Source organism: Streptomyces sp. NPDC049541, from assembly GCF_044465725.1.
Classification (GTDB): Bacteria; Actinomycetota; Actinomycetes; order Streptomycetales; family Streptomycetaceae; genus Streptomyces.
This window is the reverse complement of record NZ_JBITLY010000025.1, coordinates 14,366-29,597: the sequence shown is the minus strand read 5'-3', so window position 1 is coordinate 29,597 and position 15,232 is coordinate 14,366. Positions and strand designations below refer to the sequence as shown.

The window sequence follows — 15,232 nt, the reverse complement described above, 5'->3', positions numbered from 1 at the left end:
GCGCGGTGGCGCTGCCGATGGGCCTCGCCCACGCCCCGCCGGTGGCCGTACCGGCCGGGACCGGCGAACGGGGGGGGGCGGGGGGGGGTGCCCGGGGGGGGGGGGGGGGGGGGGGGGGCCGGGGGGGGGGGCCCCCGCGGCCCCGGGCCCCCCCCCCCGGCGGGCGCCCCCCCCCCCCCGCGGGCGGGGGGGGGGGGGCGCGGCGCGCGGCCCCCCCCCCCCCCCCCCCCCCGCGGGGCCCGGCCCCCCCCCCCCCCCCCCCCCCCCCCCCCCCCCCCCCGCGGAGGGTGCTGTGGAGCGCTGTAAAAGATACCTTGGCGAAGGTATTCTTGTGCTGGGTCCGTCGGAGTGCACACAGGCTCTGCGGCCCCTGACCGGCAGCGGCAGGTGTGGCTGAGGAGTGGTCGACCGTGGCAGACAGCGAAGCAGTGCTCCAACGACGGGACGCACGCGTTCACCCACCGGATCGCGTGGACGCCGAGGCGGGGTACGCCGGTTCGGACGCCGGCCCGGAAACGGAATGGATACCCATTGCGGACCTCGATCTGTCCCACTCGCCGCGCTCCGCGGGGGAGAACGGCGAGCACATACGAATCCTGGCGGAATCGCAGGCCGATCTGCCGCCCATCGTCGTGCAGCGCGGCACCAACCGGGTCGTCGACGGCGTGCACCGGGTCCGCGCGGCCCGGTTACGCGGGCAGGAGGTCATTCAGGCGCGCTGGTTCGACGGCGACGACGCGAGCGCCTTCGTCCTGGCGGTCCGGCTGAACGTACGGCACGGACTGCCGCTGTCGCTGGTCGACCGAAAGGCGGCGGCCACCCGCATCCTGTGCGAGCAGGAAGGCTGGTCGAACCGGGCCATAGCGTCGGCCGTCGGGCTCTCGCCCAAGACGATCGCCGCGCTGCGCGAGGCGATCGGGCGGCCCGGCGGCCAGACCAGGCTCGGCAGGGACGGCCGCGTGCGGCCCGTCAGCACCGCCGCCGGGCGGGCGCGCGCCAAGGAGATGCTCCTGCGTGAACCCGCCGCCTCCCTGCGTGCGGTGAGCGCGGTGGCCGGCGTGTCCCCGGGCACCGTCCGCGACGTGCGCGACCAGCTCCACCGGGAGACCAGGGCGGTGATCCCCGATCGGCGCCGTCTCCCGGCCGCGCGCCAGGTGGAGACCGGGCGCGCGCCGGCCGCGCCCTCGGGGCAGGGCAAGCTCGACCGGTCCACCGCGCTGCTGCGCTCCCTGCGCACCGATCCGTCCCTGCGGTTCAACCAGTCCGGCCGCCTGCTGCTGAGCATCCTCGCGGTGGCCGCCATCGACCCGCAGGCGCAGGAGGGGCTCGTCCTCGACCTACCCGACCACTGTCTCGACTTCGTCGCGGAACTCGCGCAGGCGAGCGTGCAGGCGTGGCAGGGCCTTGCCGCGCGCGTGTCGCAGCGCCGGGCGCAGCCGCCCGAGCAGAAGTAGCCTGCGCCACACACTGAAAAGCGAGAAAATGCGGGGCTTGACGGACAGGTGAATTCCTTGGTTTGGTCGTTGAGGCAACACCGGAAACACCGCAGAAAAACTTCCGCAGAAAGCGTGTCGAATGCGCACCGGATAACTGAGCTGGTCATCCGGGCTTGGGACGGGGTGTTGATAAAATGACCGATGCATACGGCTGGACCGGAAAGGATCGCCGGGTTCAGCGAATTGTCCACTCGACTTCCGGGACGACGTTCCTGGTCCCGCTCGACCACTCGCTGGCAGACGGCCCGGTGGCTTCCGCTGCCGGATTCGCGAAACTCGTCGAGGAAATGGCCGCCAACGAGGTGGACGGGATCATCGTCCACAAGGGGCGCGTGAGGTTCCTGCCGGCCGACGCGCTCGGCCGGATGGCACTGATCGTCCACCTCAACGGCAGCACCCAGCACGCGCCGGACAAGGACGCGAAGATCCTGGTGGGCGCCGTGGAAGAGGCGGTCGCCCTGGGCGCCGACGGCGTCAGCGTGCACATCAACCTCGGGTCGGACACCGAGGCCGCCCAGCTCACCGACCTCGGCGCGGTCGCCGGACAGTGCGCCCGCTACGGCCTGCCGCTGCTCGCGATGGTCTATCCGCGCGGCCCCCGCATCACCGACCCGAGGGACCCGGTCCTGCTGGCCCACGCTGCGAACGTCGCGGCGGACCTCGGCGCCGACATCGTGAAGCTGCCGTACACCGGCTCGCCCCTGACGATGCGGGAGGTCGTCGCGGCCAGCCCTCTCCCGGTCGTCACCGCCGGCGGCGGCGTACTGGAGGACACCGGGAAGTTCCTCGACCTCATCGACAGCACGATGGAGTCCGGCGTGCTCGGCGTCGCCGTCGGACGCAACGTCTTCCAGGCGGCGGACCCGGGCGGACTGGCCCGCTCAGTGGCCCGCCGGGTGCACGCCGGACCCCGCTCGCTCGAGGACCTGGCCGTCCTGCGCCAGGAACTGTCCGAGGCGACCGTCTGACAGGCGCACCCACCCGGCCGTCCTTACCGGGCCGGCCATCCACCGCACATCGTGACGACCCGTCACCGACAGCCAGGCGCGACCACGACAGCAAGCCACCCACAATCAAAGGTGCGAACATGAAATCCGCTTGGATCGACCTCCGCGGCACCGCTTCCGAACTCGCCACCGCCATCGTCGAGGAAAGCACCCACATCGGCATCGAGACCGTGGTGCTGGACGACCCCGAACTGGCCGGCAAGGTCCCGCCGAACGTGCAGAAGGCCGCCGTCGTCACGGGGGAGACACCCACCACCCTGATCGACCAGCTCGTCGACGTGGTCGACATCCTGATCGCCGACCACAGCATCGCCGAGAAGTTCGAGGGACTTCGTCCCGGCCTGCGCTCCGGTGTCCTGGTCAAGGTGCTGGACGAGCAGACCCTCGACCTCGCCTGCCGGATCGCCAACGAGGCGGACCTGACCCTCGTCGAGTTCCGCCAGGACCCCAGCAAGATCCCGCTGGAGATCCTGCTGGCCGCGGCAGACAAGGCCAAGGGCTCCATCGTCACCGTCGTCGAGGACGTCGAGGACGCGGCCACCACCCTCGGCGTGCTGGAGCGCGGCTCGGACGCGGTGCTCCTGGCCCCCAAGCGGGTCGGCGACGCCACCGAGCTGATGCAGGTCACCCGGGGTGAGGCTGCCTCCCTGGAGATGGAGGAGCTGGAGATCGTCCAGCTCACCCACCTCGGCCTGGGCGACCGGGTCTGCGTCGACACCTGCTCCCACCTGCGGCCCAACGAGGGCATCCTGGTCGGCTCGTACTCCACCGGCCTGGTCCTCGTCAGCAGCGAGACCCACCCGCTGCCGTACATGCCCACCCGCCCGTTCCGGGTGAACGCCGCAGCCCTGTCCTCCTACACCCTGACGCCCGGCAACCGCACCCAGTACCTGTCCGAGCTGCACTGCGGTTCGGAGATCCTGGCCGTCAGCACCGACGGCAGCGTGCGCACGGTGGTCGTGGGCCGGATCAAGATGGAGTCCCGCCCCATGCTGCGGATCGAGGCCCGTACCCGCAGCGGCCAGCTCGTGGACATGGTCGGTCAGGACGACTGGCACGTGCGGGCGCTCGGCCCCGGCGGCAGCGTGCACAACTTCACCGAGCTGCGGCCCGGCGACGTCATCCTCGGCCACACCATGACCGACCAGCGCCACGTCGGCTACGCGATCCGGGAGTTCCTCCACGAGCAGTGAAGGCCGCGCCGGTCACGTGACCGCCTGTGGAGTACGGCGGTCACCGCGGCGCTCGGGCCACGTCCTCCACGTCCCACGGATTTGAAGGAAGAGAGTGCGTGAGATGGCGCTCATAGTTCAGAAATACGGCGGAACGTCGGTCGCCACACCTGACAAGGTCATCGAAGCTGCACGGCAGATCCGGGCGGCGCGCGAGGACGGCAACCAGGTCGTCGTGGTCGTGTCCGCCATGGGCGGGGCCACCGACGAACTGCTGCGGCTGGCCTCCGCGGTGACCGCCCGCCCCGACGCACGCGAACTCGACGCCCTGCTGTGCACGGGCGAGGCCGCGTCCGCCGGACTGGTCTCGCTCGCGCTGGGCCACCAGGGCGTCGCGAGCCGTTCGTTCAGCGGTCCCGAGGCGGGCATCCGCACCGACCACCGCCACGGCCGGGCCACGATCGTGGAAGTGGACCCGCGCAGGCTGCGGGAGGAGCTCGCCCGCGGAGCCGTCCCCGTCGTCGCGGGATTCCAGGGCGAGTCGATCGCCACCGGGGCCCGCACCACCCTCGGCCGCGGCGGCTCCGACACCACCGGTGTCGCCCTGGCCGCCGCGCTCGGCGCGGACCACTGCGAGATCGTCACCGACGTCGCCGGCGTCTACACGGCGGACCCCCGCACGGTCGCCGGCGCCCGCCGCCACAGCACCCTGCTGTACGAGGAGATGGCCGAACTGGCCGTCAGTGGTGCCAAGGTGCTCGCCTCCGACTCGGTCGACTACGCGCGCACCCACGGCGTCGACCTGAAGGTGCGCTCCAACAGCGCCGCGACCGGCCCGCAGACCTGGGTGGGCGACGGCCGCCGTGCGGCCGGGGCGGCGTCCGGGGAGTTCTGGACGCCCGCGGGCCGCCTCCGCCCGATCGCCGGGGTCGCCGGGCGCTCCGGCCTGGTCCGCTGCGTGCTGCGGCGGATCACCTCCGACCACGTCCTGCGCCTGCTCGGCGAACTGGTCGAGCGCGAGACCGAGGTCGAGCTGCGCCGCTACGGCAACCTCGGCACCGAGGACGCCGGCGACATCGCGCTCACGCTGCCCGAGGACAGCGTGGAGGAGATGCGGGAACTGCTCGCCGACACCGACCGGGGCATCCGCCTCGACGAGGCGCACTGGACGTCGAACCTGGCCCGGCTGTCCGTCGTCGGCCTGGGCATCGGCCGGCAGCCGTACGCACCGCTGCGACTGCTGGAAGCCCTGCGCTCGGTCGGCGCCGCACGCACCGACCTCCACGTCACCTCCAACCGGCTCAGCGTGCTGACCGGTCGCAGCGACCTGGCCGCGGCCACCCAGATCGTCCACGACACCTTCCTGTCCGAACCGGCAACGCCCCTGGTCCACCCGGCGGACCCGGACCACGGCCGCGCCCTCTGGCCACTGGCCGCCGGGCCGGGGCAGCTCGACGTGGCGATGCCCGCCCTGGCCGCCGCCGAGTGACCCGGCCCCCACACCTCGAGGGAGAACACCGATGTCCGTCATCCCACTCGACCCCGGCCGTCCGGGCGGCCCGGCCGCCAGGCCCGGGCCGGAGGGCCTTCGATGACCGCCACGCCGACCTTCGACCCCACCTCCGACGAGCAACTGGCCGACCCCTACCCCGTCTACGCGCAGATGCGCGCGCAGTGCCCGGTGCTCCACGACCCCGGCCGGGACATCTGGATCCTCACCCGCCACGAGGACGTGGCGCGCGTCGTCCACGACCCCGAGACCTTCTCCTCCGAGAGCGCGGTGCGGATCACCGCGGGACCCGAGTCCGACGAGGTCAAGCAGGTCCTTGCCGAAGGCTGGGCGCTGACACCGAACCTGACCGAGAGCGACGGCGAGGAGCACACCCGGCTGCGTGTGGCCGTCAACCGCGTCTTCACACCGCGGCGCGTGGCGGCGCTGGAACCCTTCGTCCTGGACACCGCCGAGGAGCTGATCGGCCGGTTCGCCGCAAACGGCCGGGCCGACATCATCGAGGGCTACGCCTGGCCCCTGCCGCTGATCGTCATGGCACGGATCCTGGGCGTGCCGTCCCATGACGTGCCGCTGTTGCGGCAGTGGAGCTCCAATTGGCTGAAGCTGTCCGTCGGCACCGGCGAGCCGGCCGAACGGGTCGAGTGGGCCCGCGACGTCGTCACCATGCAGCACTACGTGATGGGACTGCTGGACGACACCGACCGGGCCGGCGAGGACTCGCTCGTCTCCTCGCTGGCGCAGTACGGCGTCGAGCACGGGCTCGACGACGTGGAACTGATGCGCATCGTGATGAACCTGATCATCGCCGGGCACGTCACGGTCACCCGCGCCATCGGCAACGGCCTGGTCACCCTGCTGGAGAACCCCGGCCAGCTCGCCGCCCTGCGCGCGGGCGAGGCGTCCGCCGAGGCGATGGTCGAGGAGATCCTGCGCTTCGAGTCCCCGGTGCAGGGCCTGTTCCGCACCGTGACACGCGAGACGGAACTCGGCGGCAGGCACCTCGTGCCGGGCGACCGCGTGATGGTCCACTGGGGCTCCGCCAACCGGGACGGGTGCGTCTTCGACAACCCGGACGAGTTCGCTCTCACCGGCAGGCCCCGCCGACACCAGATGGCCTTCGGCCGCGGCGTCCACGCCTGCCTCGGCGCCTCCCTGGCACGACTGCAGCTGCGCGTCGCCATCCCGCTGCTCTTCGACCGGCTCCCCGGGCTGCGCCTGGGCCCCGCCGGCTCCCGAACCCGCGAACGCCTCGTCATCGCGCGGGGCTTCGAGGAACTGCACCTCCACTGGAACGTCCCACCCCTGCGAGAGGCGGCACCATGACCGCATCAGCGCTCGGCCCGCGAAGCGTCGCCGGCCGGCCCGGGACCGTGTAGGCGACCGCCATGACCTACGACGTGATCGTGATCGGCGGCGGATCCGCCGGCTGCGTCCTCGCCAACCGGCTCAGTGCCGACCCGCGGCGCTCGGTCCTCCTCCTGGAGGCGGGCCCCGACTTCGCCACCACCGACGACACACCGTCGGACATCAAGGACGCGACCTACGCCCCGTACAGCTACGACTGGGGCTACCGCTCCGTCCCGGACGCCTTCGGCAACGAGGTGCCCGTTCCGCGGGGCCGCGTCATCGGCGGCAGCTCGGCCGTCAACGTCTGCGTCGCCATGCGGGCCCGCCCCGCCGACCACGACGCGTGGGCCGCCGCGGCCGGCCCCGCCTGGGGCTACCCGCAGATGCTCCCCCTCTACCGGCGGATGGAGCACTACCCGTACGGCGAGGAGAAGTACCACGGCCTGGGCGGCCCCTACCGCATGACGCTGCCCGCCCCGCAGGACCTGGGGCAGCACGCCGTCGCAGCCCAGCGGGCCGGAGTGCGCCTCGGGCACGCGGAGGTCGCCGACTTCAACGCGCCCGGTGTGCCGGGATTCGCCCGCACCCCGCTCAGCGCGGCCGACGGCATACGGCTGAGCACCGCCATCGGCTACCTCAACCCCGTGCGCGACCGGCCCAACCTTCAGGTGCGCGGCGAGACGCTGGTCGACCGGGTGCTGTTCCGCGGCACCCGGGCCCATGGCGTGCGGCTGGACACCGGGGAGGAGATCCCCGCCCGGCACGTCGTGCTCAGCGCCGGCGCCTACAACTCGCCTGCCATCGCCCTGCGTTCGGGCATAGGCGACCGCGGCGACCTGACAGCGCTCGGCATCGACGTGGTGGCCGAACTGCCCGGGGTGGGACGCAACCTCACCGAGCACCCCGCCTACTGGAACGTCCATGCGGCCAAGCCGCCCGAGGCCGAGGCCCGGTCGGTGTTCGGCAGCGTCCTCAGCGTGGCCACCGGGCCGAGCGAGCCCGACTTCGACGTACAGATCCTGCCCTCGGCGGCCGTACCGGCAGGCAGCCTGCCCGAACAGTTCGTGCCGCGGGCCGAGAACCACCCCACCGGCTGGGACATGGTCTTCTTCGTCTCCTGCGTCCAGCCCCGCTCCCGCGGGAGCGTACGGCTGGCGTCACGCGACCCCCGGGACGCGCCGACGATCGACCTCGGCCTGTACACCGCCGCCGACGACGCCGAACGGGTCGCCGACGGGGTACGTCTGGCCCGCCGCCTGGCCCGCACCCGCCCGCTGGCCGACCTGCTGGCCGACGAGCGGATACCGGGCCCGGACATCGGCGACCGGGAACTGGCCGACGCCGTGCGCCGCGCCCCGGCGCACTACAACCACGGCAGCACCACGATGCGCATGGGCCGCCCCGACGACCCGGGCGCCGTGGTCCACGCCGACGGCGCCGTGCGCGGCGTCGAGGGACTGACCGTCGCGGACGCCTCGGTGTTCCCGGCGATGCCCCGCGTCGCGACGAACGTCCCCGCCATCGTGGTCGCCGAGCGGATCGCCTCGGTGCTGTGCGAACGACTCGCCCCGCGCACCTGATCCCCCACCACCAGCCCCAGCCGGACCCGCCCGGCGCACTACCAGGAGGAACCCGTGTCCACGACCGTCGAAGCCGTACAAGTCCTGCGCACCCGCTGGTCGTCCGAGAACGAAGCCGACCGCTTCACCGTGGACGACCCGGCCACCGGCCGACCCCTTACGGTCATCCAGGGGGCCGACGCCGACCGGGTGGACCAGGCCGTCAGGACCGCCCACGAGGCCCACCACGCGTGGAAGGCCCGCACCCCACGCGAGCGAGGCCGCTGGCTGTACAAGGTCGCCCAGGTCATCCGCGAGCACGCCGACGAGATCGCCGCCCTGGAGTCCAGCGACAACGGCAAGCCGTTCACCCAGGCACGCCAGTTCGACCTGGAGGGCGCGGTCACCATCTTCGAGATGTTCGCCGGCCTGTGCGAGGCGATGCCCGGCCAGGTCCGCGACGCGGGCAGCATGCTCGACGTCACGGTGCGCGAGCCGTTCGGTGTCGTGGGCGCGATCGTGCCGTTCAACTGGCCCCCGCTGCACACCGCGGGCAAGCTCGCCCCCGCCCTGGCCGCGGGCAACGCCGTGGTCATGAAGCCGCCGGAGCAGGCGCCCCTGTCCGTGCTGCGTATCGCCGAGCTGGTCCAGTCCGTGCTGCCGGACGACGTCGTGCACATCGTGCCCGGCGGCGGCGAGGTCGGCGCCCACCTGGCCGGCCACCAGCTGGTCGGCAAGATCTCCTTCACGGGCGCGCCCACCACGGGCCGATCCGTGATCAAGACGGCCGCCGACAACCTGACGCCGACCTTGCTGGAGCTCGGCGGCAAGAACGCCCTGATGATCTTCGACGACGCGGATGTGGACTCGGCGCTGCGCTGGGCCGTCGAGGGCGGCTACTTCAACCAGGGCGAGGCGTGCACCGCCTCCTCCCGCGTCCTGGTCCACGCCGACCTGCACGACGAGGTGGCCCGCCGCCTCGCCTCCGCCGTCCGGCGGCTGAAGGTCGGCGCCGGCTCCGACGCGGACACCCACGTCGGCCCGCTGGTCAGCCCCGCACAGCGGCAGCGGGTGCTGGACTACCTGGACATCGGCGTCGGCGAGGGCGCCACCATCGCCGCGCAGGCACCCCTGCCCACCGATCCCGAGCTGGCCGACGGCTACTACGTGCCGCCGACCCTGTTCACCGGCGTCACCCCCGACATGCGGATCGCGCAGGAGGAGATCTTCGGGCCCGTCGTGTGCCTGATTCCCTTCCGTGACGAGGCGGAGGCCGTCCGCATCGCCAATGGCACCGAGTTCGGTCTGGTCGCCGGCGTGTTCACCCGCGACTCCGAGCGCGCCCTGCGGGTCAGCCGCGAGCTGCGGGCCGGCATCGTGTTCGTCAACCACTACAACCGCGCGTTCACCGGCACCCCGTTCGGAGGCGTGGGCGCCAGCGGGTACGGCCGCGAGCACGCCCTGGAGACCTTGCAGGAGTACAGCTTCAGCCGCAGCCTGCGCCTGCCCTCCGGCCGCGAGGCGATCCCCCGCTGGGCCCCCTCCCTCGACGTCGTCGACGAAGCCTGACCGGGATCCGGACATCCGCAGAGGTGGTTGCCTGTGAGTACGACGATGCGCGCGGCGGTCTGCGTGGAGGCGGGCGGTCCCGAGGTCCTGCATCTCCGCGACCTGCCCGTGCCCGAGGTCCGCGAGGGCTGGAGCCTCGTACGCGTGGAGGGTGCGGGCCTGAACCGTTCCGAACTGAGGACCCGTCAGGGGCATTCCCCGAGCGTCTCCTTCCCCCGCGTGCTCGGCATCGAGTGCGTGGGTACCGTGGCCGACTCCACCGATCCCCGGCTGCCCGTCGGGACCACGGTCGCGGCGGTGATGGGGGAGATGGGCCGCCAATTCGACGGCGGCTACGCGCAGTACGCGCTGCTGCCGAACGCCCTGCTGATGCCGGTGACCACCACCCTGCCGTGGGAGGTCCTGGCCGCGCTGCCCGAGACCTACCTGACCGCGCACGGCGCCCTGGACGCCCTGGGCATCCTGCCCGGCGGGGGACGGCTGCTGATCCGCGGCGGGACCTCCTCGGTGGGGCTGGCCGCAGCACAGATCGCCGCCGCCCACGGCATCGAGACCGCGGCAAGCACCCGCAACAGGGGCAAGACCGACGCACTGAAGGCGGCCGGCGTCGACCACGTCCTCCTGGACGAGGGCCGGCCGCCGGCCGACGCCGTGCACGCGCTGTGGCCCGACGGACCGGATCACGTCCTGGACCTGGTGGGGACCCACACCGTGCCGGACTCGCTGCGGCTGGTGCGCCGCGGCGGGACGGTATGCGTGGCGGGTTCGCTCAGCGGCTGGCTGATCCCCGACTTCGAACCGATCGCCATGATCCCGACCGGGACCAGGCTCACCGCCTTCCACAGCGACACCCTCAAGGGCAGCAGCGGCCAGGGTCTGCTGCAGCGGATCGTCGACGCGGTCCAGGCGGGCGTCTACCGCCCCCACCTCGACCGCGTCTTCGCACTGGACGACATCGTGACCGCCCACCGCCGCATGGAGGCCGACCAGGCCACCGGCAAGACGGTCGTGCTGCCCTGGGCCGACGCCACCGGCGGGCGAACCGGCCGATGACGCACCACCGCGCGAGCAGACACCACATCCCCAGCGGATCAGGAGCGCAGCCATGATGACCGAGTTCGTCGAGACCGCCGTCGTCGGAGGGGGCCAGCAAGGGTGCTCGGTCGCGGGCTCCCTCGCCCGGCTCGGCTACCGGGCGGTGGTCTTCGAGAGGGGGGAGATCGGCCAGGCCTGGGCGAAGGAGCGCTGGGAGAGCCTGCGCGTCAACACGCCCAACCGGACCGTCACCTTCCCCGGCATGCCCTACGACGGCGACGACCCCGAGGGCTACATGCCCGCCCGCGAGGTCGCCTCGCGGCTGCGGCGCTACGTGGCCCAGGCGGGCATCGACGTGCGTGAGCACACGCCCGTGCGGTCCGTGGAGTCGCCCGTCGACGCCCCCACCCACCCCGACGCACGCTTCCGGCTCCACCTGGAGAACGGCCAAAGCGTCGAGGCCCGCAACGTCGTCGCCGCCCTCGGCGGCTACTGCGCGCCGCGCCTGCCCGAACTGACCGCCCGTATCGACCCGTCGATCACCCAGCTGCACACCCGCTACTACCGCACCCCCGGGGCCCTGCCGCCCGGCGCGGTGCTCGTCGTCGGCTCGGGCAACAGCGGCCAGCAGATCGCCGAGGACCTGAGCGACGCCGGCCGGCAGGTGTACCTGGCGGTCGGCCGCCACAAGACCTCGCCGCGCCGCTACCGGGGCGCCCAGGTCCTGGACTGGCTGCAACTGCTGCCGCTGGAGGGCAACTTGGAGTCCGCGTCCGGCGGGCGCGGCAACTCTCCGGTCCTGCCCGGGGTGTCGGTGCTCACCGGCAAGGCCGGCGGCCGTGACCTCAACCTCGGTGTGCTGGCCCGCAAGGGCGTCACCCTCGTCGGCACCGTCCGCGGTGCGCAGGGCGACGTCCTGCACCTGGAGGACAACGTCCGCGCCATCGCGCGGGCCGCGGCCCGCGCGGAGTCCGAGCTCCTCACGGCGATCGACACCGCTATAGCGCGGCACGGCCTGGTCGTGCCCGAGCGCACGCCTGTAGCTCCCTTCGACGACTCGCTGTTCGCGGACTTCGGGGACAGGCTGGACCTGGCCGCCCAGAACATCACGTCGATCGTCTGGGCCACGGGATTCGTGCCCGACTACCGCATCCTGCCCCCGGCCGCCCTGGACGACAGCGGCATGCCGGTGCACCGTGCGGGGGCGGGCACCCTGCCGGGGCTGTACTACGCGGGCCTGCCCGAGGGCGGTTCTGTGATGCCGCTGCTCATCGCCTCCACCCGGATCCAGGCGGAGCGGGTCGCGCGCGGCATCCAGCTCGACAACACGCTGCGCCACCGCTCACCGGCGGCGCTCGGCCGGCTCTGGGCCTGAACCGCAGCCGCCTTCGGCACCCAGCACGACGCGGGCAGCGGCGCCCGGCGGGAAGCCCCGCCGGGCGCCGCCGTGTTGCCCGCGCGCCGGCACCGCAACAGCCGTCCGGGGCTGCTGCGTCGCCGGCGTGTCGCCTCCACCCGGCCGTGCCGCACCGCGGTGTGCCGCACCGCCTCGTCGTCGCCGGTGCGCGGTGGCGCTGCCGATGGGCCTCGCCCACGCCCCGCCGGTGGCCGTACCGGCCGGGACCGGCGAACGGCGCCGGCCGGGACGTGATCCCGGTCGGCGCCGTGTGTGGGGAGCGGCCCTGGCCGTCGGGCCGACGAGGCCGCGGACACGCCGCCCCGGGTTCCCGGCAGGCGGCGCCGGCGGCGCGGGCACGTCAGGCCGGTCGCGGTACGACGTCCAGGCGCTGGGGGCCGTTGATGATGAAGGACTCCACGCGCGGGGGCTGCTGGCCGGGGTGTGCCAGGGCGAGCTCGGGCAGCCGGCTGAAGAGCGTGCTCAGGGCGACGTCCGCCTCGAGGCGGGCCAGGTGCGCGCCGAGGCAGAAGTGGGGTCCGTGACCGAACGCGAGGTGTTCCTTGCTTGACCGTGTGGGGTCGAAGCGTTCGGGGCACTGCGGGTGCAGTTCCGGGTCGCGTCCGGCGGCCGCGAAGGCGACGGTGATCGCGTCGCCCTTGCGGATGACGACGCCTTCGCCCAGGTCGATGTCCTCCAGGGCGCAGCGCATCGGTATGTGCATGATCGGGCCCTCGATGCGCAGCGTCTCCTCGATGACGTCCTTCCACTCGATGGTCCCCTCGTGGATGCGGGTGAGGGTCCCGGGGTGGTCGAGCACGGCGTGGACGGCGCTGGTGATGAGGTTGACGGTGGTCTCGTAACCGGCGCCGATCATGAGGAACAACGTGCCGAGCAGTACGTCCTCCGACAGCGGCTCCTGGCCGGGGTCGGAGGGCAGCAGCAGGTCGCTGGTCAGGTCGGCGGCCGGGTGCTCCCGCTTGTAGCGCAGCAGTTCGCCGAGCCGCTCGTACAGGGTGTCGTTGGCGGCCCGTGCCTCCTCCGGGCCGAGGGAGGAGTTCAGCACCGCGTCGATCCCGGTGCCGATCTTGGTGCGCAGGTGGTCGGGGACGCCGAACAGGTCGCAGATGACGGTGATGGTCAGGGGCAGGGCCAGGGCCTGGCGGATGTCGGCGACGGACCCCGGGGGCAGTGCGGCCAGCGCGTCGATCAGCCGGTCGGCGGTCGCCTGGACCTGCGGACGCATACGTTCGACCTGCCGCGGTGAGAACGTCCCGGCGACGCGGCGCCGGGACGTGCGGTGCTCCTCGCCGTAGAAGTTGAAGAAGCTCTGTTGCAGGGCGAGGGCGGCCAGCGGCCAGCCGTCGGGCATGTGGGCCAGGTCGGGCCAGTGCTGTCGTATGTCGCGCGAGACGCGCGGGTCGTTGGTGAGCGCCTGGATGACGCTGTGCCGGGTGACCGCCCAGGCGCGGACGGGTCCCGGAAGCTCCACCAGCACGGCGGGTGCCTCGCGCAGCGAGGTGGCTTCCGCGTGCATCGCCCGGCCGGTGGGGTCGAGGACGGGGCAACGGGTGACGGACAGGGCTGTCATGGGGGACTTCCTGACTTCGGATCGGAGGGCGGGTTGCGTCGGCTTCCGCTCAGCCGCCGGCGGTGGCGACGTCGGCGGGCGCGGCCACCGGCCGTGCGGCAGCGGCAGGTTGGGCGGGTGGGCCAGCGGCACGCTCGCGCAGGAACAGCGACGCGGCCAGGCCGATGACGCCGGTGGCGGCCATGTACAGGGCGATCGGCGTCCAGCTGTGGTACGTGCCGAGCAGGGAGGTGGCGATGAGCGGGCTGACGGCGCCGCCGAGCAGACCGCCCACGTTGTAGCTGATGGACATCCCTGAGTAGCGCAGCGCCGTGGGGAACAGCTGCGGGTAGAACGCGCCCTGCACGCCGTAGTTCGCGGCGAACCCGGCGAACAGCGCCAGGAATCCGAGCGCCATCAGCGGCAGGGACCTGGTCTCCAGCAGCGGGAACCAGGCGAAGGGGCCCACCGTCATGACGGCGATGCCGCCGACGAAGACCGCCTTGCGGCCGCGGCGGTCCCCGAGCCGGCCGAAGAACGGCATGGCGACGATCAGGAAGACGCACGACCCGGCGAGCAGCGTCAGCATCTGCGAGCGGCTCACGTGGAGGGTCGCGGCGTATTTCAGCGAGAACACCGACCCGAGGTAGAACACCAGGAACATCGGCAGCGCCGACAGCGACGCGCACAGGGTGAGCAGGCCGTGCCGCCCCACGATCTCGAGCGCCGGTACGGATCTGACGGCGCCCTCGGACTTGACCTGCTCGAACTCGGGGGTCTCCGCGAGCCGCAGCCGCACGCGCAGCGCGAAGGCCACGAGCACCGCGCTGAACAGGAACGGCAGCCGCCACCCCCACGCCAGCACCTGACGGTCCGGCAGGAGGGTGACGAGCAGCAGGACGGCGTTGGCCAGCAGCAGCCCCCAGGCGTTGCCGGTGCCGACGATCGCGGTGAGCAGGCCCCGCCGGTTCGGCCGGGCGTTCTCCAGCGCCATCAGGAAGCCGCCGCTGGACTCCCCGCCGAGCGAGCATCCCTGGACGAACCGCAGGACGGTCAGCAGGATCGGGGCGGCGACTCCGATCGTCCGGTAGGTGGGCAGCAGGCCGATCAGGACCGTCGCGCCGCCCATCACGGTGAGCGTGGTGACCAGCGTCGTCCTGCGGCCCAGCCGGTCCCCGAGGTGCCCGAAGACGAGGGCACCGAGCGGCCTGCCCACGAACGCGACCGCGAACGTCGACAGCGACAGCAGGGTCGCGGTGGTGGGGGCGAAGGAGGGGAAGAACAGGGTGCCGAAGTACAGGGACGAGAACGACCCGTAGACGAGGAACTCGTAGAACTCGATGCTGTTGCCGATGAGGCTGCTCAGTACGGCTCTTCTGCGCTGCCCCTCGGATGTGAGGACGGGAATCATGGCGTCTCCGAGGCTCAATGGTCGACGGTGCCGGTGAGGTGGCCGGGCCGAGGGCCGGGCGAGCGGGCTGCGCCGGTGAAACGCGCAGTCCGCTCACCCGGGGCACGACGTGCGGCGGGCACGCCACCGCCGCGGCAACCCCCGGTCGAAGGCGGGG

Annotated in this window: 11 protein-coding genes; 9 read left to right on the top strand and 2 right to left on the bottom strand. The window is 72.8% G+C overall.

The features are described 5' to 3' along the window. Positions 1-410 precede the first annotated feature (410 nt). The 9 genes from ACIBW9_RS42470 (at position 411) to ACIBW9_RS42430 (ending at position 12,073) form a co-directional block, all read left to right on the top strand. The gene (locus ACIBW9_RS42470; RefSeq protein ID WP_398964233.1) at positions 411-1,454 is read left to right on the top strand and encodes a ParB/RepB/Spo0J family partition protein; all 1,044 of its coding nucleotides are present in this window, start codon (positions 411-413) and stop codon (positions 1,452-1,454) included. 176 nt (positions 1,455-1,630) lie between these two features. After that, the gene (locus ACIBW9_RS42465) at positions 1,631-2,464 is read left to right on the top strand and encodes a 2-amino-3,7-dideoxy-D-threo-hept-6-ulosonate synthase (RefSeq protein ID WP_398964230.1); all 834 of its coding nucleotides are present in this window, start codon (positions 1,631-1,633) and stop codon (positions 2,462-2,464) included. Positions 2,465-2,583: 119 nt separating this feature from the next. Continuing rightward, the gene (locus ACIBW9_RS42460) at positions 2,584-3,696 is read left to right on the top strand and encodes a 3-dehydroquinate synthase II family protein (RefSeq protein WP_200701707.1); all 1,113 of its coding nucleotides are present in this window, start codon (positions 2,584-2,586) and stop codon (positions 3,694-3,696) included. A gap of 103 nt (positions 3,697-3,799) precedes the next feature. Continuing rightward, complete coding sequence (locus ACIBW9_RS42455) at positions 3,800-5,164, top strand: aspartate kinase (protein ID WP_398964227.1); 1,365 nt, start codon at positions 3,800-3,802, stop codon at positions 5,162-5,164. A 102-nt stretch (positions 5,165-5,266) separates the two neighbouring features. Next, a complete protein-coding gene (locus ACIBW9_RS42450; RefSeq protein ID WP_398964224.1) occupies positions 5,267-6,511 on the top strand; it encodes a cytochrome P450 in 1,245 nt (414 codons plus the stop codon). Between the two features lie 62 nt (positions 6,512-6,573). After that, the gene (locus tag ACIBW9_RS42445) at positions 6,574-8,115 is read left to right on the top strand and encodes a GMC family oxidoreductase (RefSeq protein ID WP_398964221.1); all 1,542 of its coding nucleotides are present in this window, start codon (positions 6,574-6,576) and stop codon (positions 8,113-8,115) included. Positions 8,116-8,169: 54 nt separating this feature from the next. Continuing rightward, complete coding sequence (locus ACIBW9_RS42440; protein WP_398964218.1) at positions 8,170-9,663, top strand: aldehyde dehydrogenase family protein; 1,494 nt, start codon at positions 8,170-8,172, stop codon at positions 9,661-9,663. A gap of 33 nt (positions 9,664-9,696) precedes the next feature. Next, positions 9,697-10,716: a zinc-binding dehydrogenase gene (locus tag ACIBW9_RS42435; protein WP_398964216.1), complete on the top strand. Its 1,020-nt coding sequence runs from the start codon at positions 9,697-9,699 to the stop codon at positions 10,714-10,716. Positions 10,717-10,768: 52 nt separating this feature from the next. Continuing rightward, positions 10,769-12,073: a flavin-containing monooxygenase gene (locus ACIBW9_RS42430; RefSeq protein WP_398964213.1), complete on the top strand. Its 1,305-nt coding sequence runs from the start codon at positions 10,769-10,771 to the stop codon at positions 12,071-12,073. Between the two features lie 382 nt (positions 12,074-12,455). Here the strand turns inward: ACIBW9_RS42430 and ACIBW9_RS42425 are convergent, their stop codons facing one another. Both ACIBW9_RS42425 and ACIBW9_RS42420 read right to left on the bottom strand, forming a co-directional pair. Further along, positions 12,456-13,685, bottom strand: coding sequence for a cytochrome P450 (locus ACIBW9_RS42425; RefSeq protein ID WP_398964210.1), 1,230 nt, complete (start codon positions 13,683-13,685; stop codon positions 12,456-12,458). A gap of 49 nt (positions 13,686-13,734) precedes the next feature. Further along, positions 13,735-15,075 (bottom strand): MFS transporter, encoded by a 1,341-nt coding sequence (locus tag ACIBW9_RS42420; protein ID WP_398964207.1) that lies wholly within the window; start codon positions 15,073-15,075, stop codon positions 13,735-13,737. Between the last annotated feature and the right edge of the window lie 157 nt (positions 15,076-15,232).